Below are 24316 nucleotides of genomic sequence, written 5' to 3' on the forward strand. Positions count from 1 at the left end.
CCCGCACCGACACCCTCGGCCGGTCAGCCCCGTACGACCAGCAGCGGAATGGTCATCTCGGCTGCCGTGTCCGCGCCGTGGAAGCCGACCAGCCGGGACAGCATCGGGCTCTCCGAGCGGCTGGCCAGCACGGCGTACGTGTCGTTGCAGACCACCACGAGGTCGCCGACGCGGGCCAGGTGTTCCTCGGGCACCGGCCCGAACCAGCCGGTGGCCACCGCCTCCTCCCGGGTCAGCACCCGGGCCGCCGCGCCCAGCACCTGCGACCAGGCGGCCCGTACGTCTTCGGTGGCGCCTGGGACGACATGCAGGTAGCGCACCCGGGGCTCCCCCGCGACCACCCGCACCCCGGCGGTCAACCGGGGATCGGTGTCCAGGTCGAACCGGTGCCCGGCCGGCACGTTCAACTGCCCGTGGTCGGCGGTGACCAGCAGCGCCGCGTCCGGCGGCAACCCGTCCACCAGCCGGGCCAGCAGCCCGTCGACCTCGGTGGCGGCGGTACGCCAGGGCACCGAGTCGACCCCGCTGAGGTGGCCGTGCCGGTCCAGGTCCGGGTGGTAGCCGGAGACCAGGGTGGGCCCGGTCCCGGCGCCCAGGGCGGCCAGCATCGTGGCGGCCAGCGCTTCGACCCCGGTGGCGCCCCGGTAGTCACCGCCCCGGTTGGCGGCCACGGTCAGGCCGGTGCCGCCGAACTCCGGTCGGCTCACCACGGTCACCGCGACACCGGCGGCCCGGGCCCGCTGCAACGCCGTGGTGACCGGCTGCCAGCGCAGCGGGGACGGCTCGTCGACCCACTCCAGGTGGTTGAGCACCCGGTCGGTGCCCGGTATCCGCAGGCTGAAACCGAGCACCCCGTGCGCGCCGGAGGCCGTACCGGTGCCCAGGGTGACCAGGCTGGTCGGCGTGGTGGAGGGGAAGCCGCAGGTGAGCGGGCGGCCGGTGGTGGCGGTCAGCCCGGCCAGGGTCGGCGCGTACGGCGTGGCGATCGGGACCTGGTGCCAGCCGAGCCCGTCGACCAGCAGCACGGCGACCCGACGTACCCCGGCCAACTCGTCGGCCAGCCCGAGCAGGTCGACCGCACCGGGCACCCCGAGCACCGCCAGCGCGCTGGGCAGCACATCCGCCAGGCTCCGCCCGCCGTACTCCGGCACCACCGGTGCCAGGAAGGGCCCCTTGTCGACGCCGGGGTCCCCGCTCGACACCGGCACCGGGTGGGGGGTCGCGGTGGGGTCGGTCATGCCGGGCGGCGGGCGAACAGGTGCAGCTGGGCGGCGAGATCCCGCCAGGGTGACCGGGCCGCCAGGGCCCGCTCCAACTCGACCAGGGCCGCCTGCTGGCCGTCCGCGACCGCCGCGGGCAGCAGGTCGGCCAGGACGCGTACCCCGTGGATCTCCTCGACGGTGAGGCCGGCGGCGGTGAGCAGCGCGGCGGCGCCCTCGGCGTCGAACCGGCGGCGCAGGGTGTCCCGGGGCCCGGCGGTGCCCTCGGGGTCGGCGGCCAGCGCGGCGGCCACGTCGAGGTGACCGTTCATGGCCCGGCCGAGCACCGCCGCCGACCGACCGGCCACCAGCATGCTCGCCGCGCCGCCGGGACGCAGCGCGGTGGCCAGCGCGGTCACCACCGAGGCCGGCTCGTCGACCACCTCCAGGACGGCATGGCAGAGCACCAGGTCGACACTGGCCGGTTCGACCAGCCCGGCGAGGGCGTCACCGTCGCCCTGGACCGCGCGTACCCGGTCGGCCACCCCGGCCTCGGCGGCCCGGCGGCTGAGGGCGGCGAGGGCGTCCGGACTGGCGTCGACCACGGTGACCTGGTGCCCGGCCTGGGCCAGCGGTACGGCGAAACCACCCGTGCCGCCACCCACGTCCAGCACGGTCAACTCGGCGGCGGGCCGACGGTCCAGCTCGGCGCGCAGCACCGACCAGACCACGGCGGTACGGGGAGTCAGTGGCGGCCCGGCCGCGCCTGGGGTCTGTTCCACCCGGTCGAGCCTAGGGCCTGTCCCGCCGATCCTGCTCACCGAGGTTGGGTCCACACCCCACCGAGCCGGGTCACGCCAGGTCGAAGCACCCGGGGGGGGTGGCCGACCCACCCGCCTCAGCGGAAATCGCGGGAGGCCGGACGGACCGGTGGCTCGATGGCCTCCAACCGGTCGGCGACCAGGTTGGTCACCCCCTCGTGTCGTTGCAGCCGCCCCCGCACGACCAGCGCCGCGCTGGTCCGGGCCACCCGCCGCTGCCGCTGCCACAGCCCCGGCGAACAGGTCACGTTGAGCATCCCGGTCTCGTCCTCCAGGTTGATGAAGGTGACCCCACCCGCGGTCGCCGGCCGCTGCCGGTGGGTGACGATCCCCCCGACCCGGATCCGCCGACCCGGTTCCACCCGACCCAGCCGGTCGATCGGTACCGCACCCATCGCCTCCAACTGGGGGCGGATGAATCGGGCCGGATGGTTCTCCGGGGACAACCCGGTGGCCCACACGTCGGCGACCAGCCGGTCCACCGCCTCCATCCCGGGCAGGGTGGGCGCCGCCGCGCCGGTCACCGTGCCGGGCAGCCGATCCGGTCGGTCCTGGGCCGCCGCGCCGGCCGCCCACAGCGCCTGCCGCCGGGTCAGACCGAGACAGGCGAAGGCGTCCGCGGTGGCCAGGGCCTCCAGTTGGGCGGCGGTCAGACCCACCCGCCGGGCCAGATCCGACATGTCCCGGTACGGCCCGTGCGCCGTCCGCTCGGCCACGATCCGCTCGGCCACCGGCTCGCCGAGGGTACGCACACCCGACAGTCCCAGCCGTACGGCCGGCCCGCCCAGCCCCCAGGCGTGTGGCGGCTCCCCCGGCCGGCTGCCCCACCGGGTGTCCGCTGTGGACTCCAGCACCGGTTGCACCCCGCTGGCGTTGATGTCCGGTCGGCGGACCTGCACCCCGTGCCGGCGGGCGTCGTCGACCAGGGTCTGCGGCGAGTAGAAGCCCATCGGTTGGGCGCGCAGCAGCGCGGCCAGGAAGGGGGCCGGGTGGTAGCGCTTGAGCCAGGAGCTGGCGTACACCAGGTAGGCGAAGCTCATCGCGTGGCTCTCCGGGAAGCCGTAGCTGGCGAAGGCGGTGAGCTTGCGGTAGACGTCGTCGGCCAACTCGCCGGTGATGCCCCGCTGCGCCATGCCGGTGTAGAGCCGATCGGCGATGCGGGCCATCCGCTCCACCGAACGCTTCGCCCCCATCGCCCGGCGCAACTGGTCGGCCTCGGCCGCGTCGAAACCGGCCAGGTCGATGGCGAGCTGCATCAACTGCTCCTGGAACAGCGGCACCCCGAGGGTCTTCTCCAGGGCGTTGCGCATCAGCGGATGCGGGTAGGTCACCGGCTCCTGCCCGTTCTTGCGCCGGATGTACGGGTGCACCGAGCCGCCCTGGATCGGGCCGGGTCGGATCAGCGCCACCTCCACCACCAGGTCGTAGAACTCGCGCGGCTTGAGCCGGGGCAGGGTGGCCATCTGGGCCCGGCTCTCCACCTGGAACACCCCGACCGAGTCGGCTCGGCAGAGCATGTCGTAGACCTCGGGATCGTCAAGGCTCATGTCGCCCAGATCCAGGCTCATCCCGATCATGTCGTAGCCGTAGTGCAGCGCCGAGAGCATGCCCAGGCCGAGCAGGTCGAACTTGACCAGGCCGACGGCGGCGCAGTCGTCCTTGTCCCACTGGAGCACGCTGCGGCCGGGCATCCGCCCCCACTCCACCGGGCACACCTCGATCACCGGCCGGTCGCAGATCACCATGCCCCCGGAGTGGATGCCCAGGTGCCGGGGGAAGGTCTGCACCTCGTTGGCGTACGCGATCACCTGCTCGGGGATCTCCGGCACGTCCGCCGCGGCCACCTCGCCCCAGCGGTCGATCTGCTTGCTCCAGGCGTCCTGCTGACCGGGCGAGAAACCGAACGCCTTGGCCACGTCCCGCACCGCCGACCGGGGCCGGTACGAGATCACGTTGGCCACCTGGGCGGTGTGCTCCCGGCCGTACCGGGCGTAGACGTGCTGGATGACCTCCTCCCGGCGGTCGGACTCGATGTCCACGTCGATGTCGGGCGGGCCGTCGCGCTCGGGGGCCAGGAAGCGTTCGAACAGCAGCCGGTGCCGGACCGCGTCCACGTTGGTGATCCGCAGGGCGTAGCAGACCGCCGAGTTGGCCGCCGAGCCCCGGCCCTGGCAGTAGATGTCGGCCCGGCGGCAGAACTCGACGATGTCGTAGACCACCAGGAAGTAGCCCGGGAAGCCCAGCGCCTCGATCATGTTCAGCTCGTGGTCGAGCTGCGCGTACGCCTGCGGGTGGGCCTCGCGCGGGCCGTAGCGTTCTCGCGCGCCGGCCTCGGTGAGCTGCCGCAGCCAGCTCATCTCGGTGTGCCCCGGCGGCACCGGGTACGCCGGTAGTTGCGGTGCGACGAGTTGCAGGTCGAAGGCGAGTTCCGCGCCGAACTCGGCGGCCCGGGCCACCGCACCCGGGTAGGCCGCGAACCGGGCCGCCATCTCGACACCGGAACGCAGGTGGGCGGTGCCGGCGGCGGGCAGCCAGCCGTCCATCTCGTCCAGGCTGCGCCGGGCCCGTACGGCGGCCAGGGTGGTGGCCAGTCGACGTCGCCCCGGCGTGGCGTAGTGCACGTTGCCGGTGGCCACCGTGGGCAGCCCGGCGGCGGCGGCCAGCTCGGCCAGGGCCTCGTTGCGGTCCTCGTCGACCGGATGCCCGTGGTCGGTCAGCTCCACCGCCACCGTCTCCGCCCCGAACAGGGCGGTGAGCCGGTCCAGCTCGCGGGCCGCCGCCTCGACCCCCTCGGTGAGCAGGGCGGCCGGCACGTGCCCCTTGCGGCAACCGGTCAGCACCAGCACGTGGTCGCGCAGGTCGGCGGCGATCTCCTCCAGCTCGCCGTAGACCGGGCGGCCCTTCTCCCCGCCCCGCAGGTGGGCGCGGGCGATGGTGGTGGCCAGCCGGGCGTACCCCTCGTGGCCGTGGGCCAGCACCAGCAGGTGGTTGCCGTGCGGATCGGGTACCCCGTTCTGCGGGCCGGGCAGGCCCAGGGTCAGCTCCGCCCCGAAGATCGTCGGCAGGTGCAGCGCGCGGGCCGCCTCGGCGAAGCGCACCACACCGTAGAAGCCGTCGTGGTCGGTGACGGCCAGCGCGGTGAGCCCCAGCCGGGTGGCCTCCTCGACCAGTTCCTCCGGATGGCTGGCGCCGTCGAGGAAGCTGAAGTTGGTGTGGGCGTGCAGTTCCGCGTACGGCAGCACGCCGTCGGGTCGGGTCAGCTCCGGTGGACGGTAGTGCTCCCGGCGCCGGTTCCAGGCCGGCGAGTCGCCCCCGTCGGCGTCGATAGCGAGCGGGTCCACCACATGCAGATGCCGCTCCCCGGCGCCCTGCTCGCTCCCCTTGCCCGACCGCCCGGAGAGCACCCGCTCCAGCTCCGACCACGGCAACCGTGGGTTGTGGAAACTCACCGTCCCCACCCGGCCGCCACGATCTCGGTACGTGCCGGCCCCCGGGAGGGCAGATTCACGTCAGTCATAGATCGCCTCCAGCAGCCACCGGCCGTGCTCGACGGCGAGCAGCAGTGCGACACCGTCGGCCAGGAGGACCTGGAAGCGGGCTCGGCGACGGGCCTCGGCCGGGGCCCACCACCGCTCGTCGACCGGCCACGGACCGGCCCAGCCGACGATCTCGGTTCCCCTGCCCACGCCTACCCGGGCCAGGGCCTCCACGGTCGCGTCGGTGCTCAGCCGGGCCGGCGGGGCGCTCATCGTCAGCCGGGCACTCACCGTCACCGGTTCACCAGCGGCATCCCACACGTGTACGGCGAGTGCGGTGGGCAGCACCACCGCCGGTGAGGGCGGCGGCAGCCGCCCCGGCCAGGACGGCAGCGACGCAGAGCGACCAGACAACGGAACGGCACCGGTACGGGCAGCCAACGGTGCAGCACCGGAGCGATCGGACAACCGGGCGTCGCCGGGACGGGCAGTGGCATCGGGGCGGGTGGGTCGGCGTTCGTCGCCCCATGGGACCAGCCGTACCTGGTCGGCCGGGGACCGCCCGCCACCGAGCACGGCGGTGACCACCGCCTCGGGGCCGAGTAGTCCCTGCACCCGGGTCAGCGCCCGATGTGCCCGTTCGCGCTCCTCGCCGGTCTCGCCCCACAGCCCGGGTTGCAGGCCGGTCTGGGCCAGCACCCCGTCCGGCACCAACCGCAGCCGGATGATCCCGGCGGTGGGCCGGGCCGGGCCGCCCCGGCGGGCCCCGGTGAGCCAGCCGTCCAGTTGCCAGCGGACCCGGTCGGCGATCGCCGCCGCGCTCAGCAGACCGTCGTGCCGCCAGACCCGGTGCAACTCCTGGCCGTGCGCGGTTACCGCCTCGATGCCGAGCCGGGTGCAGGCAAGCCCGTGCCCGGTGAGCCGTTCGTGCAGCCGTTCGGCCAGGGTCCGGGCGGCGAACGCCGCGACGTCGACCCGCTCGATCGGCTCGTCCAGGTCCGCGGTGACCGTCAGGTCGACCGGAGGGCGCCGGACCGCGAGCGGGCGGTCGTCCCGCCCGGCGGCCATCCGGTGGGCCAGCGCCCCGTCGAAGCCGAACCGGGCCAACACGTCACCGGCGGACAGCGCGGCGAAGTCACCGAGGGTACGCACCCCCAGTCGACGCAGCAGGTCGGCCAGGGCGGGCCGACCGAGGGCCTCGACGGGCTGGGTGGACAGGAACTCCGGCGTCCCGCCGGGCGGCACTGTCCGCCCCTGTCGGGCGGCCAACCCGGCGGCGAACACCCCCTCGGCGATGCCGACCTGGCTCTCCACCGCGCAGCTCTGCGCGACATGCTCGACGATCCGCTCGGCCGCCGCCTCCTCACCGCCGAGGTACCGGCTCGGCCCCCGGGCGGGCAACGCGCAGGCTCCGGGGCGGATCACCTCGACCCCGGCCGCCACCTCCTCGACCGCGGCCACCACCGGCTCGAAGGCCCGCGCGTCCCGCCCGGGGTCGTGGTCGACGACGGTCAGCTGTGGGCAGCGCCCCTGCGCCTCCCGCCGACGCAGCCCTCGGCGTACCCCCTCGGCGCGGGCCTGCTCGGAGCAGGCGATGACCCGGTTGGCGTGCAGCACCGCCACCGGTCCGGTGGCCGGCACCCCGTCGATGATCTCGGCGGCCAGCACCGGCCAGTCCGGACACCAGAGCAACAGGGTCCGCGTCATCGGCCGGACCTCGAGATGGTCGTGATCACAACCAGGCCGACTTGACCACCGTCCTGGAGCGCACCGTCCTGGAGCGCACCGTCCTGGAGCGCACCGTCCTGGAGCGCACCGTCCTGGAGCGCACCGAGCTGATGATTCGCCTGCGGGCGGACGCTCATGCCGAGGTCACCACGCGTAGAGCGGTCTCCGGTCGGCCGATCGGTGCGGGCCCGGGGATGACCCGGGTCAGTTCGGCACCGGGCAACCAGACCTTGATCTCCTTGGGGCGGGCCGCCGCCCCCCGACCACGCGCCGAGATGGTCACCTCGCGGCGCCGCAGCCGGCCCCGACCCGACCCGAGCCCTTCCCACACCCCGCGTACCACCTGGAGGGTCACGTCCGCGCCCTCCCACCGGCCGTAGGGCACCAGCACGCTGCCGCGTTGCCGAGCTCGGGCGGCCAGCCGGCCGGCGACGGAGGCGGAGACCGTGGCCGGTACGGCGGTGACCACCACATCGACCCCGTCGATGAGCGCGGCGACCACGGTGGGCCATTCCGGGCCGGGCTGCGGCACCAGGGCCAGCCGGTCCAGGACGATCCCCGCCTCGGCCGCCGCGCCGGCTCCGAAGGTCGGCAACCCGACCACCGCGCACCATGAGCCGGTGCGGGAGGCCTCCGCCAGCAGGGCGAACAGCAGTGAGGTGGTGCCACTGTGCCGGGACTGCCCGGCACCGACCGCGATGGTGCTGCCCCGGCGCAGCCCTCGGCCGGGCAACAACCCGCTCAGCTCGGGCCGCACCGGCAGCATCCGGTGGCCGCCCGCCGGATCGGGGGCGCTGGCCGGACGCACCAACTCGGCCAGCGCGGCGGAACCGACGACCATGCGGCCCGCCATCGGATCTACCCCCGTCGTGTCGCCCCGGGCACCGGCCCGGGGATGGTGCTGTCGTTGATCAGATAAGAAGGTGCCGAGGCGGCATGGTCGGCTCGGGAGGGCCCTGACGGCGTCCGGTCATCCTGGTGTCCCGCCGGTGGTGACCGGACGCCGCGACTCAGGCGACGAGCCCCTCGATGGCCGGTTGATGGACCAGGTCGAGTGCGGACTCCACCACCGCCACGAACTCCTCCGCGGCGCGGAGCAGATCGTCGGCCTCCCGGGTGGTGACCACCCGAGGTATGCCGGCCTCGGCGGCGGCCCGCTTGCCGGCGGCCAGGGCGAAGTAGGTGGCCCACTCGTGCAGTTCGGGGGCGACACCGGCGAGCAGGACCCAGACACTGGTGATCCGACTGCGGCGGGTAGGCGCGGGACGGGCCCGGGCGGCGAGCACCGCGGCGGCGGCACGCAGGGCCGCCAGGTGGGCGGTGGCGTACCGGAGACCATCGGGGCTCGTCCGGGCGGCTTCGGCGAGCCCTTGCCGAGCCACCGCCAGTAGTTGGGCGGGGGTGCGGTGTGGCAACACGTGCGCGGGCACCGTCGGCACCTGGGCCGGGCTGGTCGGCATGTCACTCCTCCAGGCGGACCGGCGGGCGACCGCGCGGCGGAGGAGATCCGTCGGCGGGGCACCCGCGGCGGGCGGTGCGGAGGAAGACGCACCAGATCGGGTGGCCGGCCGGGTGTGGAGCTTCCCCACACCACACCCGGCCGGCGTACCGGCGGGTCCGTCGTCCGCCGCCCGGGGGTCGTGGGCGGCGGACGACGTTCCTGCCTGATGGGTCCGGACTCGCGACTGCCCGAAGCCCGGTGCGGTCCGCGGTACCGCACCTCTCGGGGCCAGGTGCCGCGAAACACCCACCCCGAGGGGTTGGAACGAACGTTCGACTCAATCGAACACTCGTTCTAACTACTGCTGACAGTACACCCTCCCCCCGACGAAAATGCAACGTGTGACGCGCCGACCTGGCCGGCCACCGGCTGCGCCCTGGCCGGCTGCGCCGCCTGGACGGGTACCGGGAAGAATGGCGGGATGCAGTCACACCCGAACGTCCGGGCCGTGCAGGACGCGCTCGACGCCGCCCAGGCGCGCAGCGGTTCCGACGCCCCGGCCACGGTCCGTCTGTTGCCCGACGCCGTGCACACCGCCGCAGCCGCCGCCGAGGCGCTCGGCGTCGACGTGGGCGCCATCGCCAACTCCCTCGTCTTCGACGCCGACGGGGCACCGCTGCTGGTGCTGACCTCCGGCGCGCACCGGGTGGACACCACCGGCCTGGCCGCCCGGCTCGGCATCACCCGGCTGCGCCGGGCCACGCCGCAGTTCGTCAAGGAGCACACCGGCCAGGTGATCGGCGGGGTCGCCCCGGTGGGTCATCCGCAGCCGCTGCGCACCCTGGTGGACAACGCCCTGGACAAGTACGACGAGATCTGGGCCGCCGGTGGCGTACCGCAGGCGGTCTTCCCCACCACGTACGCCGAACTGTTGCGGATCACCGGCGGCACCCCGACCGACGTGGCGTGAACGAGCGCGGCGGCGTGAACGGGTCGGAGCAGGTCCCCCAACTGGTCACTCTGCACGTGTGGCGGATCCCGCGTACCGCCGTGGGTCGGGCGCTGCTGCGGATGGCGCGGGATCCGCGTCGGCTGCGCGCCCTGCCCGGCGTACGGTTCGGCAAGCTGCTCGGCACCGGAACCGGCACCGGCTTCGGGCCGGGCGACGCCGACCCGACCCGCTGGGCGGCGTTGACGGTGTGGGACTCCCCCGTCGCGGCCACCCGGTTCGCCGACTCGCCGGTGGGCCGGGCCTGGTCCGACATCGCCACCGCCGGTGTCCGACTCGACCTGCGGCCGCTGAGCAGCCGGGGTGAGTGGTCCGGTCGACGGCCCTTCGGCGAGCCGACCGGTGGCCGGGTGACCGGGCCGGTGCTGGCCCTCACCCGGGCCCGGTTGCGCCCCACCCGCGCCCTCACCTTCTGGCGGGCGGTCCCCCCGGTGGCCGCCGCCCTGCACGCCGCGCCCGGCCTGCTGGCCCGTTTCGGTGTCGGTGAGGCGCCGCTGGGCTGGCAGGGCACGGTGAGTGTGTGGCGCGATCCGGCAGACCTGGTGGGGTTCGCGTACCGTCACCCGCAGCACCGGGCCGCGATCACCCGGACGGAGACCGCGCGATGGTACGCGGAGGAACTCTTCGCCCGGTTCGAGGTGCGTGACGTGATCGGTGACCGGACCGTACTGGGGTGGGTCGACGGAGACCCGGCGAAGGGTGGACGGGCATGAGATTGGTGCGGTGGACACCGGACGATCTCCTCCGGCGACTGGACGACGTGGTGACCGTCTACGGCGAGGCCATGGGCTACCGCGCCGACCTGCTGGCGGGCCGTCGCGGTTACATCGCCACCCACGTACGCCGGCCCGGCTTCCGCGCCGTGGCCAGCCTGACCGCCGAGGGCCACCTGGCCGGCTTCGGGTACGGCTACACCGGCAGCGCCGGCCAGTGGTGGCACGACCAGGTCTGGCGGGCGCTCGACCCGGCCGCCCGCCGACGCTGGCTCACCGACTGCTTCGAGGTGGTCGAGTTGCATGTGAGCCCACCGGCACAGGGGCACGGTCTGGGGGCCGGACAGTTGCGGGCCCTGCTCACCCTGGCCGAGGGCGCGACCACCCTGCTGTCCACCCCGGAGGCCGACGAGCAGACCTCCCGGGCCTGGCGGTTGTACCGCCGATTCGGCTTCGTCGACCTGCTGCGCGACTTCCGCTTTCCCGGCGACGAGCGCCCGTTCGGGGTGCTCGGCCGGGATCTGCCCCTCCCCGCCGAGCAGCCACCCGTACGGTCATGACCGCAGCCGCACCGACCCGCCCCCTGCGGGCCTACCCCTGGGTGCTGCTGGCCCTGCTGGTGCTGGCGCAGATCTGCTACCCGCTGACCGAGGGGTCGACCCGGGCCCGGCTGACCGTGGCCACCGTCGTGCTCGGCTACCTGCTCTCGGTCGGGCACGCCCTGCTCAGCCGGGGACCCCGTACCGCCCTGGCGCTCGTCGCCCTGGCCACCGGCGGCGGTTTCGCCATCGAGGCCCTGGGGGTGGCCACCGGCTTCCCGTTCGGCAGCTACGACTACTCCGGCCAACTCGGCCCGAAACTGGCCGGGGTGCCACTGATCATCCCGCTGGCCTGGACCTGGATGGCCTGGCCGGCCTGGCTGGTGGCGACCCGAATCATCGGCGGCGGCACAGCACGCGGGTGGTGGCGGTGGCCGGCGCGGATCGGGCTGGCCACTATCGGGCTGGCCACCTGGGACCTCTTCCTCGATCCCCAGATGGTCGCCGAGGGGCACTGGGTGTGGCGCGACGCCACCCCGGCGCTGCCCGGACTGGCCGGCATCCCGGTCAGCAACTACCTGGGTTGGCTGCTGTTCGCGGTGCTGGTGATGACCGCCCTGCGTCCGCTGGCCGGGTCCGCCGTGCTCGACACGGACGCCCACGACCGGCCGATGTACGCCCTCTACCTGTGGACGTACGCCTCAAGTGTGCTGGCCCACGCGGTCTTCCTGGACCTGCCCGCCTCCGCCCTGTGGGGCGGTGTCGGCATGGCGGTGATCGCGGTACCCCTGGCGGTGACGCTGCTGCGCAGCCGCCACCAGCCCGACGACACCCCCATCACGGCACCCACCCGGGCCGACGTCACGGCATGACCGGGCCGCTGGTCGTACTGCTCCTCGTCGCCGTGTTGACCGGGCACACCCTGGTCAACGCCGGCCGGTGGCTGCGCCGCCCGACCGACCGATCGGTGCGGACCGGCGAACGGGTGACCGTGCTGCTGCCGCTGCGCGACGAGGCCGACCGGGTCACCCCGTGCCTGCGGGCGCTGCTGGCCCAGCGTGGGGTACCCGGGCTGCGGATCGTGGTGCTCGACGACGGCTCCACCGACGGCACCGCCGAGGTGGTCCGCACCCTGGTCGGCGACGATCCCCGGGTCACCCTGCACACCGGGGTGGCCCCGCCACCGGGCTGGCTGGGCAAGCCACACGCCTGCTGGCAGTTGGCCGGCCACGCCGAGGAGTCGGCCGAGGTGCTGGTGTTCGTCGACGCCGACGTGGTGCTTCGCCCGTACGCCGTGGCGGCGGCGGTCACCGAACTGCGCGCCGCCGAGGTGACCCTGCTGTCGCCGTACCCGAAGATCGTGGTGCGGACGGTGGCCGACCGGTTGGTGCAGCCGTTGTTGCAGTGGTTGTGGCTGACCTTCCTGCCGCTGCGGGCGATGGAAGGCTCGCCGCGGCCCTCCCTGGCCGCGGCCGGCGGGCAGTTCCTGGTCGTCGACCGGGCCGGCTACCTGCGGGCCGGGGGGCACGCGGCGGTCGCCGACCGGGTGCTGGAGGACATCGAGCTGGCCCGCGCGGTGAAACGCGCCGGTGGCCGGATCGCCCTGGCCGACGGCTCCCGGCTGGCCACCTGCCGGATGTACGACACCTGGCCGCAGCTACGCGACGGCTACACCAAGTCCCTGTGGGCCACCTTCGGGCATCCGCTGGCCGCCGCGCTGGTGGTCGGCCTGCTGCTCCTGCTCTACACCGCACCGCCGCTGGTCGCCGTGGCCGCCCTGCTGGCCGGGGCGCCGGACCTGGCCGGGGTGGCCGCCCTGACGTACCTGACCGGGGTGGTGGGACGGGTGGTCAGCGCCCGGGCCACCGGCGGGCGGGCCTGGCCCGACGCGCTGAGCCACCCCGTGTCGGTCGCGGTCCTCGGTTGGTTGACCCTACGGTCGTACCATCTGCGCAAGCGGCGGCGCCTGTCCTGGCGCGGCCGTCCGGTCGGCTAGCTCCGCCTCGGCGGGCCGGAGCAGGGACCTCGACACGGTCAGGGGAGGACGCGGCATGGCGCGGATCGTGGTCGTCGGGGCCGGGGTGGGCGGGCTGGCCACCGCCGCCCGGCTGGCTGTCACCGGGCACCAGGTGACCGTTCTGGAACGGGCCGACACGGTCGGCGGCAAGCTGGGACGACACACCCGCGACACCCCGTCCGGCCAGTTCCACTTCGACACCGGGCCCAGCCTGCTCACCCTGCCCGAGGTCTTCCACGAACTGTTCGAGGCCACCGGGGCGAAGCTGGACGAGTACCTGGACCTGGTGCCGCTGGACCCGATCGTGCGGCACGTCTTCCCCGACGGTGCTCCGGTGCTGGACTCCTGCGCCGACCCGGCGGAGTTCACCGCCCGTATCGGCGCGGCCCTCGGTGACCGGGCCGCCGCCGACTGGCAGCGGCTGTGGCGACGCGCGGCCCGGGTGTGGCGGGCCAGCGAACACGACATCCTGCGCCGCCGGGTCGACTCCCCCCGGGACCTGGCCCGACTGGCCTGGCGACTGGGCGACCTGGCGGCGATCCGCCCCGGGCAGAGCCTGCGCGGACTGGGCCGGTCGCACCTGTCCGATCCACGACTGCGGATGCTGCTGGACCGGTACGCCACCTACACCGGCGCCGACCCGCGTCGGGCCCCGGCCGCCCTGGTCGCGGTCCCCTACGCCGAGTTGACCTTCGGCGGCTGGTACCTGCGTGGCGGGCTGGGCACCCTGGCCGACGCCCTGCTGTCGCGCTGCCTGGACCTGGGGGTGGTGGTGCGCACCGGCACCACGGTGACCCGGATCGACGCCACCGGTGGACGGGTGCACGGGGTACGCGTGGCCGACCAGCGCGCCCCGATCCCCGCCGACGTGGTGGTGGCCAATGTCGACGCGCTGACGGTCTACCGTGACCTGCTGCCGGACGCCCGCCGGTTGGCCGGGCTCACCGACCGCAGCCTGGCCGGCTTCGTGCTGCTGCTCGGCGTACGCGGGGAGAGTGGGCTGGCCCACCACAACGTCTTCTTCCCGCGCGACTACGACGCCGAGTTCGACGCGGTCTTCGGCGACCCGGGTCGGGGGGTCCGGGCCCGCCCGGCCGCCGATCCGACGGTCTTCGTCACCGTGGCCGACGATCCGGCGGTCCGCCCGGAGGGCCACGAGGCGTGGTTCGTGCTGGTCAACGCCGCCCGCCAGGGCACCGCCCCCGGTGCGATCGACTGGCGTCGACCGGGGCTGGCGCAGGCGTACGCCGATCGGATCCTGGAGGTGCTGGCCGAACGCGGCGTGGAGGTCCGCGACCGGCTGGTGTTCCGGGACATCCGGACCCCGGCCGACCTGGCCACCGCCACCGGCGCCCCGGGCGGCACCATCTACGGCACCGCCGGTGGCCTGCTGCGTCCGGCCAACCGGGGACCGGCGCGCGGCCTGTGGCTGGTCGGCGGCTCCAGTCACCCGGGCGGCGGCCTGCCGATGGTGACCCTGTCCGCCCAGATCGTCGCCGATGCCGTCGGCCCCGCCTGGTAGAGGCAACTCAGTTGGCGTCGATCAACGCCCGGCGTACGGCGGAGAGCAGTTGCCCCAGCCCGAAGGCGGCCAGCAGCACCCACACCGCGGTCGCCATGGTGATGGTGCCGGCCGCCAGATCCGGCTGGATCAGCCCGGTCAGGCCGGCCAGCAGCAGCCCCACCAGGGCCACGCAGACCCGGGTGGGCCGCTCCCCCACCGTCACCGCGCCGATCTCCCGCATCCCGGCGGCGACCGCCCTGGCCCGGACGTACTCGTGCAGCCAGGACAGCGCGCCGGCCGCGACGACCAGCGCACCCGGCGCACCGACCAGCCAGAACGCCACCAGCCAGGCGACCTCACCGATCCGGTCGGCCAGCGAGTCGTAGACGTAGCCGAGCCGGGTCGTGCGCCCGGTAACCACCGCCACCGCCCCGTCGACACTGTCGGCCACCGAGGCGAGCAACACGAACAGGGCGCCGAGGAACGGACCGTCACCCGGGCGCACCGCGAACAACGGCACACAGAGGCAGAGCAGTACGCCGACCGCCGTCACCGCGGTCGGACCGACCCGCAGCCGACCCAGCAGAAACCCGAGATGGTACGACAGACGCAGCCAACCGCGTACCACCGGCGTGGCGGCACGGGGGTCGAACCCACCGTGCAGTCGGGCCCACGCGGTGGCGTACTCGTTCCAGTTCAGCTGTCTGCCCACCACGGTTCAACCGTCGCGGCGGCGCTGAGGTATCGCGCCGACGAGCTCACTTCGAGGCGCCCACCCGCAGGTTCTGCCAGATCTCCCGGGTCGCGGTGGACCGGTTGAAGGTGATGAAGTGGATGCCCGGCACACCCTCGTCGAGCAGCCGCTGGCACATCTCGCTGGTCTGCTCGATGCCGAGCCGGCGGACCGCCTCCGGGTCGTCGGCGACCCGCTCGAACCGGGCGGCCAGCGCCGGCGGGAAGGGGGCCCCGGACAGCTGCACGGAGCGTTCGATCGTGCCGATGCGGGTCACCGGCATCACCCCGGCCAGGATCGGGGTGTCGCAGCCGGCGGCGGCCACCCGGTCACGCAGGCGGAGGTACTCCTCGGCGTCGAAGAACATCTGGGTGATGGCGAAATCGGCACCGGCCCGACACTTGCGGACGAAGTGCTCGGTGTCCGTGGCGATGTCCGGCGAACGCGGATGCCGGTACGGGAAGGCGGCCACCCCGACGCTGAAGTCGCCCGAGCGGCGTACCAGGCGGACGAGATCCTCGGCATAGTCGACACCCTCGGGGTGCCGGACCCACTCACCGGTCGGGTCACCGGGCGGGTCACCCCGCACGGCCAGCACGTTGCGTACCCCGACACCGGCCAGCCGCCCGATCACGTGCCGCAACTCGGCCACCGAGTGGTTGACCGCGGTCAGGTGGGCCATCGGCAGCAGGGTGGTCTCGGTGGCCACCCGTTCGGTGACCGAGACAGTGGTGTCCCGCGTCGACCCGCCGGCACCGTAGGTGATCGAGACGAACGACGGCCGCAACGACTCCAGCTCACGGATCGCCTGCCAGAGCAGCCGCTCGCCCTCCGCCGTCTTCGGCGGCATGAACTCGAAGGAGAAGGTCGGCTGGCAGTCACGGACCAGCTCCCCGATCGCTGGTTGCGGATTCGGGAGGACCGAGGGTAAACCGAGCGCCACGCATCGACTCTAGCCGGAGAGTCCACAGATCCCTATCCGCTTCCCACTGCCAGGGATCACTGCCCGGCTGCTCAGGCACCCCCGGCCCACTTCCATCGTGCGGCCCGGTCCCGTTCCCCGGGTCCCGTTCCCGGGTCCGGCCGGTCCCGTTCCCGGATGCGGCCGGTCCCGCTCCCCGGTGCGGGCCGGGCCCAGTTCCCGGTGCGGGCCCGATCCTGTCACCCGGTGCGGCCAGGCCCAGTCCGCCGGTCGGGAAAACGTCGGACCCCTGGGATATCTGTTGGTCTCAGCGCGGGTGGTCTGCGGACCGCAGGGGGCCGCGCGGGGGTCATGATCCACCGATGGGTGGTCCGAGTCCGGGCCGGCCATCCCGCGTGTCGACCTCCGGAGGACCGATGTTCCCGCACCCGTCCGATCCGCTGTCCGGGCCGCCACTGACCCGGTTACGGCTGGCCCGAGGATGGAGCCAGTCCCGGCTGGCCGCCGAATTGTGCGCCGCCGCCGGTGTGCCGACCCTCAGCCGGCACGAGATCTCCCGGTGGGAACGCCAGCGGCGTACCCCCGGGCGGTTCTGGCACGGCTGGCTGGCCGCCGTTCTCGGCGTACGGTCCGATCCACCGGCCGACCCGGGCGAGGCCGACGGCCCGACAGCGGCGGCCGGCGACCGACAGCGGCGACACGGGCACTGCCGGCCGGCTTCGGCGCGCCCACCGACCCGGCTCCCTCGGCGAGTCGCGACGCGCCGGAACGTGGGTGGGTCGGCGCGCCGCGACCCGACCTACTAGCGTCGGGACGTGACCCACGCTGCTCCTGTCTCTCCGGTCGACCGGGCCGGCCTCCGCCAACGGGTGGACCAGGCCCTCTCCGACTTCCTCGCCGGCCGCCGATCGTGGATGACCGACCTCGATGAGGCCCTGGTGCCGGTCGCCGACGCGATCGAGGACTTCGTGCTGGGCGGCGGCAAGCGACTACGCCCCGCCTTCGCCTACTGGGGTTACCGAGGAGCCGGCGGAGTGGACACCGACGCCGTGGTCACCGCCCTGGCCGCGCTGGAGCTGGTCCAGGCCAGCGCCCTGATCCACGACGATCTGATGGACCGTTCGGACACCCGGCGGGGTGAGCCGGCGGTGCACCGCCGATTCGCCACCTGGCACCGCACGGCCGGCTGGGGTGGCTCTCCGGACGGCTTCGGCGACGCGGCGGCGATCCTGCTGGGCGACCTGTGCCTGGTCTGGTCCGACGAGTTGCTGCACTCCGCCGGGCTGGATCCCCGGACGGTGGCCCGGGCCCGGCCGGACTTCGACGAGATGCGTACCGAGGTCACCGTCGGGCAGTACCTCGACGTGGTGACCCAGGCCACCGGGGACACCTCGTTGGAGCGGGCCAGCAAGGTGGCCCGGTACAAGTCGGCCAAGTACACCGTCGAGCGGCCCCTGCTGCTCGGCTCGGCGCTGGCCGACGCCTCCGCCGACGTACGGGTCGCCTACTCGGCGTACGGGCTGCCGCTGGGCGAGGCGTTCCAACTGCGCGACGACGTCCTGGGAGTCTTCGGTGATCCCACCCAGACCGGCAAGCCGGCCGGCGACGACCTGCGCGAGGGCAAGCGGACCTACCTGGTGGCGGCGGCCCTGGAGGCGGCCGACGAGGCCGACCGGGCCGTCCTGCTCGCCGGGCTCGGCAACCAGGATCTGGACCAGGCCGGGGTGGTCCGACTACGGGACCTGATCACCGCCACCGGCGCCCTGGCCCGCACCGAGCAGCGCATCGCCACCCTCACCGATGCCGCCCTCGCCGCGTTGAGCGCCGTCGACCTGGACACCGAAGCCCGCCAGTCCCTGGTCGACCTGGCCATAGCCGCCACCCGCCGCACCGACTAACCCCTCCCCCTCCCCACCCCCTCACCGCCGCTCCCTCGCCGCGCGCCGCCCTCGCCGTCGATCTTGCAGTTTTGGTCGCCCCTATGGGGTGTTTTGCGCCATTCGCGGGGACACAAAGTGCAAGATCGACGGGCGATGTGGGCGCGGGCGGGCGGGCAGGCCGAGGGCGGGGCGGAGGGTGGGGTGTGGGAGGGGTGGGGGTGGGTTAGAAGCCGAGGGCTTGGGCGCGGCGTTTGACTTCGCGGGCCTGGTCGCCGGCGAGGGCGGTGGCGGGGGTTCCGCCCGGCAGGGTCGGGTCGGGCTCGTAGAGCCAGCGCAGCGCCGCCTCGTCGTCGTAGCCGGCGTCGGCCAGCAGGTTGAGCACGCCGGGCAGGTGCTTGAGCACGGTGTCGTTGGCCACCAGGTCGGTCGGGATCCGGCGGACACCGTCGCGGCGTACCGCGATCAGTTCCCGGTCCCTGATCCTCTGGTGCACCTTGCTGATCGTCAGATCGAGCCGCTCGGCGACGTCCGGCAGGGTCAGCCAGTCCGTCGGCCCGGCGGGGGTGGTCCCCGGCGCGGCGTTGTCGGTGGGTACGGAGTCGGTCACCCGACCACCCTGCCACGTCCTCCCGGGACCGGGTCAACAGCCTCCCTGACCAGGATCGACCACCGTCCGTGACGCCACGGCGGACCCGAGGAGGTCCGCTCGGCGGTAGCATCCTGTTCAACCTTCATCCCCCGACACATAGACTTCCTGCCGATGGACACACAGGTCGCCGACACGTTGCTGGGCTCGCTGATCGACGGGCGCTACCGCATCCGCGGTCGCGTGGCTCGTGGCGGCATGGCGACCGTGTACACCGCCACGGACGAACGACTCGAACGCACCGTGGCGGTCAAGATCATTCACTCGGCATCGGGGCCGACGGACCGGGCCGGTCTGGCCAGCTTCGTCGACCGGTTCAGCGACGAGGCGAAGACCATCGCCCGGCTGACCCACCCCAACGTGGTCGCGGTCTACGACCAGGGCACCCACGCCGGGCGGCCCTACCTGGTCATGGAGTACGTCCGCGGACGTACCCTGCGGGAGGTGCTGACCGAGCGGCGTCGACTCAACCCGGACGAGGCGCTGGCGATCACCGAGCAGATCCTGGCCGCCCTGGCCGCCGCCCACCGGGCCGGGCTGGTGCACCGCGACGTCAAGCCGGAGAACGTGCTCGTCGCCGAGGCACCCAGCGGCGGCCCGGCCAACCTGGTCGACAGCGTCGTGAAGGTCACCGACTTCGGGTTGGCGCAGGCCGTGGAGGCGAGCACCGACCACGACAGCGGCAACCAGCTGATGGCCACCGTCGCGTACGTCGCCCCGGAGCTGGTCACCACCGGCCGGGCCGACGCCCGTACGGACGTCTACTCCACCGGCATCGTGCTGTTCGAGATGCTCACCGGCCGGGTGCCGTACGACGGTGACCGGCCGATCGACATCGCCTGGCAGCATGTCGACCGGGACGTCCCCGCGCCGTCGACCCTGGTGCCCGGCCTGCCGAGGGTGCTCGACGACCTGGTGGCCCGAGCCACCCGCCGTGATCCGGGGACCCGGCCGGTCGATGCCGGGGCGCTGCTGGCCGAGGTGCAGGTGGCCCGGGACGGACTCGGCAACGCGAACGCCCAGACCGCCATGCTGTCCGCGGTGGCCGACGACCCGGTGGTCGCCCAGCCCACCATGATGGTGGCGACGGTCCGCCCCGCCGAGCGGCCGACCTGGGCCCGACTGCCCGAGGGTGGGGCACCCGCTCGGGGGCGTCGTCGGGCGGCCCCGGACGGCGACGGGAATCGGTGGGCCCAACTCGCCGGATGGCGTACCCGTCTCCTGGGGGAGTCGAACGGACGTCTCGCGGTCGCCGCCGTCGTGGTGGTGGTCGGCCTGGTGGCCGCCCTCGGCGGCTGGTGGTTCGGCGTGGGCCGCTACACCACCGCCCCGCAACTGGTCAGCATGAGCAAGGCCCAGGCGGAGGCGCAGGCGGCGCAGGGCGGCTTCACCCTGAAGTACGCCGATCCGCGCCACGACGAGCAGATCCCGCGCGACGGGGTGGTGGCGCAAGAGCCCGCCTCGGCCGCCCGGATCCTCAAGGGCGGCACCATCACCCTGACCCTGTCGCTGGGGCCGGCCCGGTTCCCGATGCCCGACGTGGTGGGCAAGGAGTTCGACCTGGCCGAGACCGACCTGGTCAACGCCCAACTGAAGATCGTCAAGGGCAACGCCCGGTACGACGACAGCCTGCCCGAGGGCGTGGTGGTGGCCACCAAACCGGAGGCCGGCAAGGAGGTCGAGCCGGGCGACGAGATCACCGTCATCCTGAGCAGGGGCCGCGCCCCGATCACGGTGCCGAAGCTGGTCGGCAAGAGTCTCAACGAGGCCCGTACCCAGATCGCGCAGCTCGGTCTGGTCCTGGTGGAACCGACCTACAAGCAGTCCGACAAGCCCCGCGACGAGGTGCTCGGGCAGAGCCCGGCCGACGGCAGCGGGGTGGAGAAGGGCGCCCAGGTCCGGCTGGAGGTCAGCGAAGGTCCACCGCTGGTGGCCGTACCCCGGGTCATCGACCTGCCCTGCCAGCAGGCCAAGCAGGTGTTGGAGAGCCAGGGCTTCCCGGTGGCGGTGCAGTTCAACCCGGCGGCCGTGGCCCGGTTCCAGAACCCGCCCGAGAACACGCAGGTGGCCCCGGGCACCCAGATCACCATCGGGTGCTTCTGATGACCAGCCACCGGCCGATCGGCTCGCACACCCCCACCTCGGGTGGACTGGCGAAGGCGGCACTGCCGTACGTCGACGCCGCCGGCTCCGAGGTGGCCCAGGTCTACGTCGGCAACTCCCGTGGCTGGGCGATGCCGGCCGGTGACCCCGTGCAGGACGCCCTGTTCCGCGACGGCTGCGCCGAACGGGGGGTGGCCGTCTACATCCACGCTTCGCTGCTGGTGAACCTGGGTTCGCCGACCCCGGCCACGGTCGAACGGTCCCAGCAGACCCTGGCCCATGCCCTGCGCCGGGGCACCGCGATCGGCGCCCGCGCGGTGGTGTTCCACGCCGGCAGCGCGGTGGACGCCGGGCACGCCGAGGCGGCCATGCGGCAGGTACGCGAATCTTTGCTGCCGCTACTGGACTCGGCGGCCGACAGTGGCGGGCCGATGCTGCTGGTCGAGCCGAGCGCGGGCGGCGGCCGGTCGCTGGCCTGCCGGGTGGAGCAGCTCGGCCCCTATCTTGACGCGGTGGACCGGCATCCATGGCTGGGGGTCTGCTTCGACACCTGCCACGCCTGGGCGGCCGGGCACGATCTGGCTGCCGAAGGCGGCATGACCGAGACCCTGGACACCCTGGTGGCGACCGTCGGCGCGGATCGGCTCCGGCTGGTGCACGCCAACGACTCGAAGGACCTGTGCGGCTCCACCCGGGATCGGCACGAGAACATCGGCAAGGGCAACATCGGCGAGCCTGCCTTCGCCGAACTGATGCGTCACCCCGCCACCGCCGGCGTCCCCATCCTCGTGGAAACCCCCACCACCCGCCACGAAGGTCACGCCGCCGACATAACCACCCTCCGCCGCCTCCTCCCCTAACTCCCCTCCCCACCCCCGGGCCCTCTCCGGGGCCCTCAGGCGCCGTTGATCATGAGGTTAACGGCACTGCGGAGATCGGATACTGCCGCCAACCTCATGATCAACGGGGCGAAAAGGGGCGGTTAGGCGCGGAGGAGGTGGGTGAGGGTGGTGGCGGCTTGGTCGATGGCGGGGTCGGGGACGTCCATATGGGTTACCAGGCGGGCGGTGCGGGGGCCCAGGACGGAGATGAGTACCCCCTCGGCTCGGGCCGCTGCGGCCAGGGTGGGGGCGTCCAGGGATGCCTTGGTCAGGTCCAGGGGGACCAGGTTGGTACGCACCGGGGCGGCCAGCACCCCGAACGGGGCGATCGCCTCAGCGAGCCGGGCCGCCTTGGCGTGATCCTCGGCGAGACGGTCGATGTGGTGGGCCAGGGCGTACCGGCCGGCGGCGGCCAGGATGCCGGCCTGGCGCATCCCGCCACCCATCCGCTTACGGATCACCCGAGCCCGCTCGATCTTGTCGGCGGCACCGACGACCAGCGAGCCGACCGGCGCGCCGAGCCCCTTGGAGAGACAGACCGAGAGGGTGTCGAACAGCCCGCCGTAGGTGGCCAGCGGCACCCCGTCGGCGACATGGGCGTGCCAGATCCGGGCCCCGTCGCAGTGCAGCGCCACCTGCGCCTCGTCGGCGACCCGGCGCAACCGGCGCAGGGTGTCGAGGGAGATCACTCCGCCGCCGCCACGATTGTGGGTCTGCTCCACCGCGATCGCCCGGGTGGGCACCGCCCAGTAGCCGTCGGGGCGGATCATGCCGGCGACCACGTCGGGATCCACGTCCGCGCCCACCGCCGACCACGTCCGCGAGGTGATTCCGCCGTACGCGGCAGCCGCCCCCATCTCGTACGTGATCACATGGGCGTCGGCGTCGCAGAGCAGCTCCGCGCCCGGCGGCACCAGCAGTTGCAGGGCGATCTGGTTGGCCATCGAGCCGGTCGGACAGAACAGCGCCGCCTCGTGGCCGAACAACGCCGCGACCTCGGCCTCCAACGCGTTGACGGTCGGGTCCTCGCCGTAGACGTCGTCACCGACCTCGGCGGCGGCCATCGCCTCCCGCATCCCGGAGGTGGGCCGGGTGACCGTGTCCGAACGCAGATCGATGAGATTCTCAGCCACGGTCATCCCTTCCGGCCGCCGACTGCGGGGCTCGCAAGCTCACTCCTCGCGTCAGCCACAGTGCCACCTTCCGGCCGCCGACTGCGGGGCTCGCAAGCTCACTCCTCGCGTCAGCCACGGAGCATCTCCGCTACGAGGAAGGCCAGTTCCAGTGACTGCTGCGTGTTCAGGCGGGGGTCGCAGGCGGTCTCGTACCGGTCGGGCAGGTCCAGATCCTCGATGCCCTGGGCGCCGCCGAGGCACTCGGTGACATCCTCACCGGTCAACTCGACATGCAGGCCACCGGGGTGGGTGTCCAGGCTCCGGTGCACCTCGAAGTAGCCCAGCACCTCGTCGACGATCCGGTCGAAGTGCCGGGTCTTGTAGCCGTTGGAGGACTCGTGGGTGTTGCCGTGCATCGGGTCGCACTGCCACACCACCTTCGCCCCGGCGGCGGTCACCTTGGCCACGATCGGCGGCAGCGCGTCGCGTACCTTGTGGTTGCCCATCCGGCTGATCAGGGTGAGCCGCCCGGGGATGTTCTCCGGGTTCAGCTTCTCGCACAGCTCGATCGCCTCGTCCGGGGTGGTGGTCGGGCCGAGTTTGACCCCGATCGGGTTCGCGATGCGGGAGATGAAGTCGATGTGGGCGCCGTCGATCTGCCGGGTGCGCTCGCCGATCCACAGGAAGTGCCCGGACAGTCCGTACGCCCGTCGGTCGGAGACCCGGGTCAATGCCCTGTCGTACTCCAGGGCCAGGGCCTCGTGGGAGCAGTAGAGGGTAACCGTACGCAGGGCATCGTCGTCGGTCATCCCGCAGGCCCGAATGAAGGCCAGAGCCCGGTCGATCTCCCGGGCGATCGCCTCGTACCGTTCCCCGGCCGGGGAGTTGCGTACGAAGCCCTTGTTCCAGTCGTGCACGGCGTGCAGGTCGGCCAGTCCACCGGCGAGGTAGGCACGGAGCATGTTCATCGCGGCGGCCGAGTTCGCGTACGCCCGGATCATGCGTTGCGGGTCAGCGACCCGCGCCTCCGGGGTGGCCTCCAGCGAGTTGATCAGGTCGCCGCGGTAGGCCGGCAGGCCCCGGGCGTCGGTCGGGAGCGACCGGGGCTTGGTGTACTGCCCGGCGACCCGGGCCACCTTCACCACCGGTAGCGACGCGCCGTAGGTGAGCACGATCGCCATCTGCAACAGGGTGCGGGCGTTGGCCAGCAGGTGACTCTCGGTGTTGTCGGCGAAGGTCTCCGCGCAGTCGCCGCCCTGCAACAGGAAGGCCTTGCCCTCGCAGACCAGGGCGAGACGCTGACGCAACTGGTCGACCTCGTACGGGGCGACCACCGACGGAACCCGGTCGAGCACCTTGCAGACCTCGGCCACCTGGGCCGGATCATCCCAGGGCGGGGTCTGGGCGCGGGGCAACTCTCGCCAGCGGTCCAGACCGAGGGCCTCGTCCTCGACGGAGTCGACGGTCGGACGGCTGGTCTGCAACACCTGGCTGCCCACCGCCGGATGACTCAACTGATGCCACTCATGCCGCATGACAAGAAGCGTACGGCGACCTGGGCGCTGACCGCCCATCGAGGGGCCGGGTTC

At 73.4% G+C, this 24316-nt stretch carries 21 protein-coding genes; 10 read left to right on the forward strand and 11 right to left on the reverse strand.

Annotated features, from left to right (window positions below; genetic code table 11):
- Positions 1 to 23 precede the first annotated feature (23 nt).
- The 6 genes from ACLQ2T_RS18955 to ACLQ2T_RS18980 form a co-directional block, all read right to left on the reverse strand.
- Positions 24 to 1238, reverse strand: a complete 1215-nt coding sequence (locus tag ACLQ2T_RS18955) for an alkaline phosphatase family protein (RefSeq protein ID WP_425767676.1) — start codon at positions 1236 to 1238, stop codon at positions 24 to 26.
- Positions 1235 to 1981, reverse strand: coding sequence for a methyltransferase domain-containing protein (locus tag ACLQ2T_RS18960; RefSeq protein ID WP_425767677.1), 747 nt, complete (start codon positions 1979 to 1981; stop codon positions 1235 to 1237). Before ACLQ2T_RS18960 ends, ACLQ2T_RS18955 begins: the two co-directional genes overlap by 4 nt.
- A gap of 116 nt (positions 1982 to 2097) precedes the next feature.
- Positions 2098 to 5469, reverse strand: a complete 3372-nt coding sequence (locus ACLQ2T_RS18965) for an error-prone DNA polymerase (RefSeq protein WP_425767678.1) — start codon at positions 5467 to 5469, stop codon at positions 2098 to 2100.
- Positions 5470 to 5529: 60 nt separating this feature from the next.
- Positions 5530 to 7203 carry a DNA polymerase Y family protein gene (locus ACLQ2T_RS18970; RefSeq protein ID WP_425767679.1) on the reverse strand — a complete coding sequence of 558 codons (1674 nt, stop codon included), beginning with the start codon at positions 7201 to 7203 and terminating at the stop codon, positions 5530 to 5532.
- Positions 7204 to 7357: 154 nt separating this feature from the next.
- Complete coding sequence (locus ACLQ2T_RS18975; RefSeq protein ID WP_425767680.1) at positions 7358 to 8077, reverse strand: hypothetical protein; 720 nt, start codon at positions 8075 to 8077, stop codon at positions 7358 to 7360.
- Between the two features lie 157 nt (positions 8078 to 8234).
- The gene (locus ACLQ2T_RS18980; protein WP_425767681.1) at positions 8235 to 8684 is read right to left on the reverse strand and encodes an SAV_6107 family HEPN domain-containing protein; all 450 of its coding nucleotides are present in this window, start codon (positions 8682 to 8684) and stop codon (positions 8235 to 8237) included.
- A 462-nt stretch (positions 8685 to 9146) separates the two neighbouring features.
- Here ACLQ2T_RS18980 and ACLQ2T_RS18985 point away from each other — a divergent pair, with 462 nt between their 5' ends.
- Genes ACLQ2T_RS18985 through ACLQ2T_RS19010 form a run of 6 tightly spaced genes read left to right on the forward strand, consistent with a single transcriptional unit; the run spans position 9147 to position 14465 of the window.
- Positions 9147 to 9635, forward strand: coding sequence for a YbaK/EbsC family protein (locus ACLQ2T_RS18985; protein WP_425767682.1), 489 nt, complete (start codon positions 9147 to 9149; stop codon positions 9633 to 9635).
- A complete protein-coding gene (locus ACLQ2T_RS18990) occupies positions 9632 to 10387 on the forward strand; it encodes a monooxygenase (protein WP_425767683.1) in 756 nt (251 codons plus the stop codon). Before ACLQ2T_RS18985 ends, ACLQ2T_RS18990 begins: the two co-directional genes overlap by 4 nt.
- Positions 10384 to 10947 (forward strand): GNAT family N-acetyltransferase, encoded by a 564-nt coding sequence (locus ACLQ2T_RS18995; protein WP_425767684.1) that lies wholly within the window; start codon positions 10384 to 10386, stop codon positions 10945 to 10947. The genes ACLQ2T_RS18990 and ACLQ2T_RS18995 overlap by 4 nt, the downstream gene beginning before the upstream one ends.
- A complete protein-coding gene (locus tag ACLQ2T_RS19000; RefSeq protein WP_425767685.1) occupies positions 10944 to 11798 on the forward strand; it encodes a carotenoid biosynthesis protein in 855 nt (284 codons plus the stop codon). Before ACLQ2T_RS18995 ends, ACLQ2T_RS19000 begins: the two co-directional genes overlap by 4 nt.
- Positions 11795 to 12922 carry a glycosyltransferase gene (locus ACLQ2T_RS19005; protein WP_425767686.1) on the forward strand — a complete coding sequence of 376 codons (1128 nt, stop codon included), beginning with the start codon at positions 11795 to 11797 and terminating at the stop codon, positions 12920 to 12922. Before ACLQ2T_RS19000 ends, ACLQ2T_RS19005 begins: the two co-directional genes overlap by 4 nt.
- Positions 12923 to 12977: 55 nt before the next feature.
- Positions 12978 to 14465 carry a phytoene desaturase family protein gene (locus ACLQ2T_RS19010; protein ID WP_425767687.1) on the forward strand — a complete coding sequence of 496 codons (1488 nt, stop codon included), beginning with the start codon at positions 12978 to 12980 and terminating at the stop codon, positions 14463 to 14465.
- 7 nt (positions 14466 to 14472) lie between these two features.
- On the opposite strand, the gene ACLQ2T_RS19015 is transcribed toward ACLQ2T_RS19010, so the two are convergent.
- A complete protein-coding gene (locus ACLQ2T_RS19015) occupies positions 14473 to 15162 on the reverse strand; it encodes a CDP-alcohol phosphatidyltransferase family protein (protein WP_425767688.1) in 690 nt (229 codons plus the stop codon).
- Between the two features lie 43 nt (positions 15163 to 15205).
- Positions 15206 to 16123 carry a methylenetetrahydrofolate reductase [NAD(P)H] gene (gene metF / locus ACLQ2T_RS19020; RefSeq protein WP_425767689.1) on the reverse strand — a complete coding sequence of 306 codons (918 nt, stop codon included), beginning with the start codon at positions 16121 to 16123 and terminating at the stop codon, positions 15206 to 15208.
- Positions 16124 to 16518: 395 nt separating this feature from the next.
- Here metF and ACLQ2T_RS19025 point away from each other — a divergent pair, with 395 nt between their 5' ends.
- A complete protein-coding gene (locus tag ACLQ2T_RS19025) occupies positions 16519 to 16908 on the forward strand; it encodes a helix-turn-helix transcriptional regulator (RefSeq protein WP_425767690.1) in 390 nt (129 codons plus the stop codon).
- A gap of 9 nt (positions 16909 to 16917) precedes the next feature.
- A complete protein-coding gene (locus ACLQ2T_RS19030) occupies positions 16918 to 18000 on the forward strand; it encodes a polyprenyl synthetase family protein (protein WP_425767691.1) in 1083 nt (360 codons plus the stop codon).
- A 205-nt stretch (positions 18001 to 18205) separates the two neighbouring features.
- Here ACLQ2T_RS19030 and ACLQ2T_RS19035 read toward each other — a convergent pair whose 3' ends face one another.
- Complete coding sequence (locus tag ACLQ2T_RS19035) at positions 18206 to 18589, reverse strand: Rv2175c family DNA-binding protein (RefSeq protein WP_425767692.1); 384 nt, start codon at positions 18587 to 18589, stop codon at positions 18206 to 18208.
- Between the two features lie 153 nt (positions 18590 to 18742).
- Between ACLQ2T_RS19035 and pknB the strand changes: the two genes are divergently transcribed.
- Both pknB and ACLQ2T_RS19045 read left to right on the forward strand, forming a co-directional pair.
- On the forward strand, positions 18743 to 20731 hold the full coding sequence (gene pknB, locus ACLQ2T_RS19040) for a Stk1 family PASTA domain-containing Ser/Thr kinase (RefSeq protein ID WP_425767693.1): 1989 nt from the start codon (positions 18743 to 18745) through the stop codon (positions 20729 to 20731).
- Complete coding sequence (locus tag ACLQ2T_RS19045) at positions 20731 to 21591, forward strand: deoxyribonuclease IV (protein ID WP_425767694.1); 861 nt, start codon at positions 20731 to 20733, stop codon at positions 21589 to 21591. The genes pknB and ACLQ2T_RS19045 overlap by 1 nt, the downstream gene beginning before the upstream one ends.
- A 122-nt stretch (positions 21592 to 21713) precedes the next feature.
- Here the strand turns inward: ACLQ2T_RS19045 and ACLQ2T_RS19050 are convergent, their stop codons facing one another.
- Together ACLQ2T_RS19050 and ACLQ2T_RS19055 are read right to left on the reverse strand one after the other, a co-directional pair.
- On the reverse strand, positions 21714 to 22745 hold the full coding sequence (locus ACLQ2T_RS19050; RefSeq protein WP_425767695.1) for a threonine aldolase family protein: 1032 nt from the start codon (positions 22743 to 22745) through the stop codon (positions 21714 to 21716).
- A gap of 110 nt (positions 22746 to 22855) precedes the next feature.
- A complete protein-coding gene (locus tag ACLQ2T_RS19055) occupies positions 22856 to 24262 on the reverse strand; it encodes a class II 3-deoxy-7-phosphoheptulonate synthase (protein ID WP_425767696.1) in 1407 nt (468 codons plus the stop codon).
- Positions 24263 to 24316: the final 54 nt, after the last annotated feature.

Origin of the sequence: Micromonospora sp. DT229, assembly GCF_049844505.1 — a bacterium.
GTDB lineage: Bacteria > Actinomycetota > Actinomycetes > Mycobacteriales > Micromonosporaceae > Micromonospora.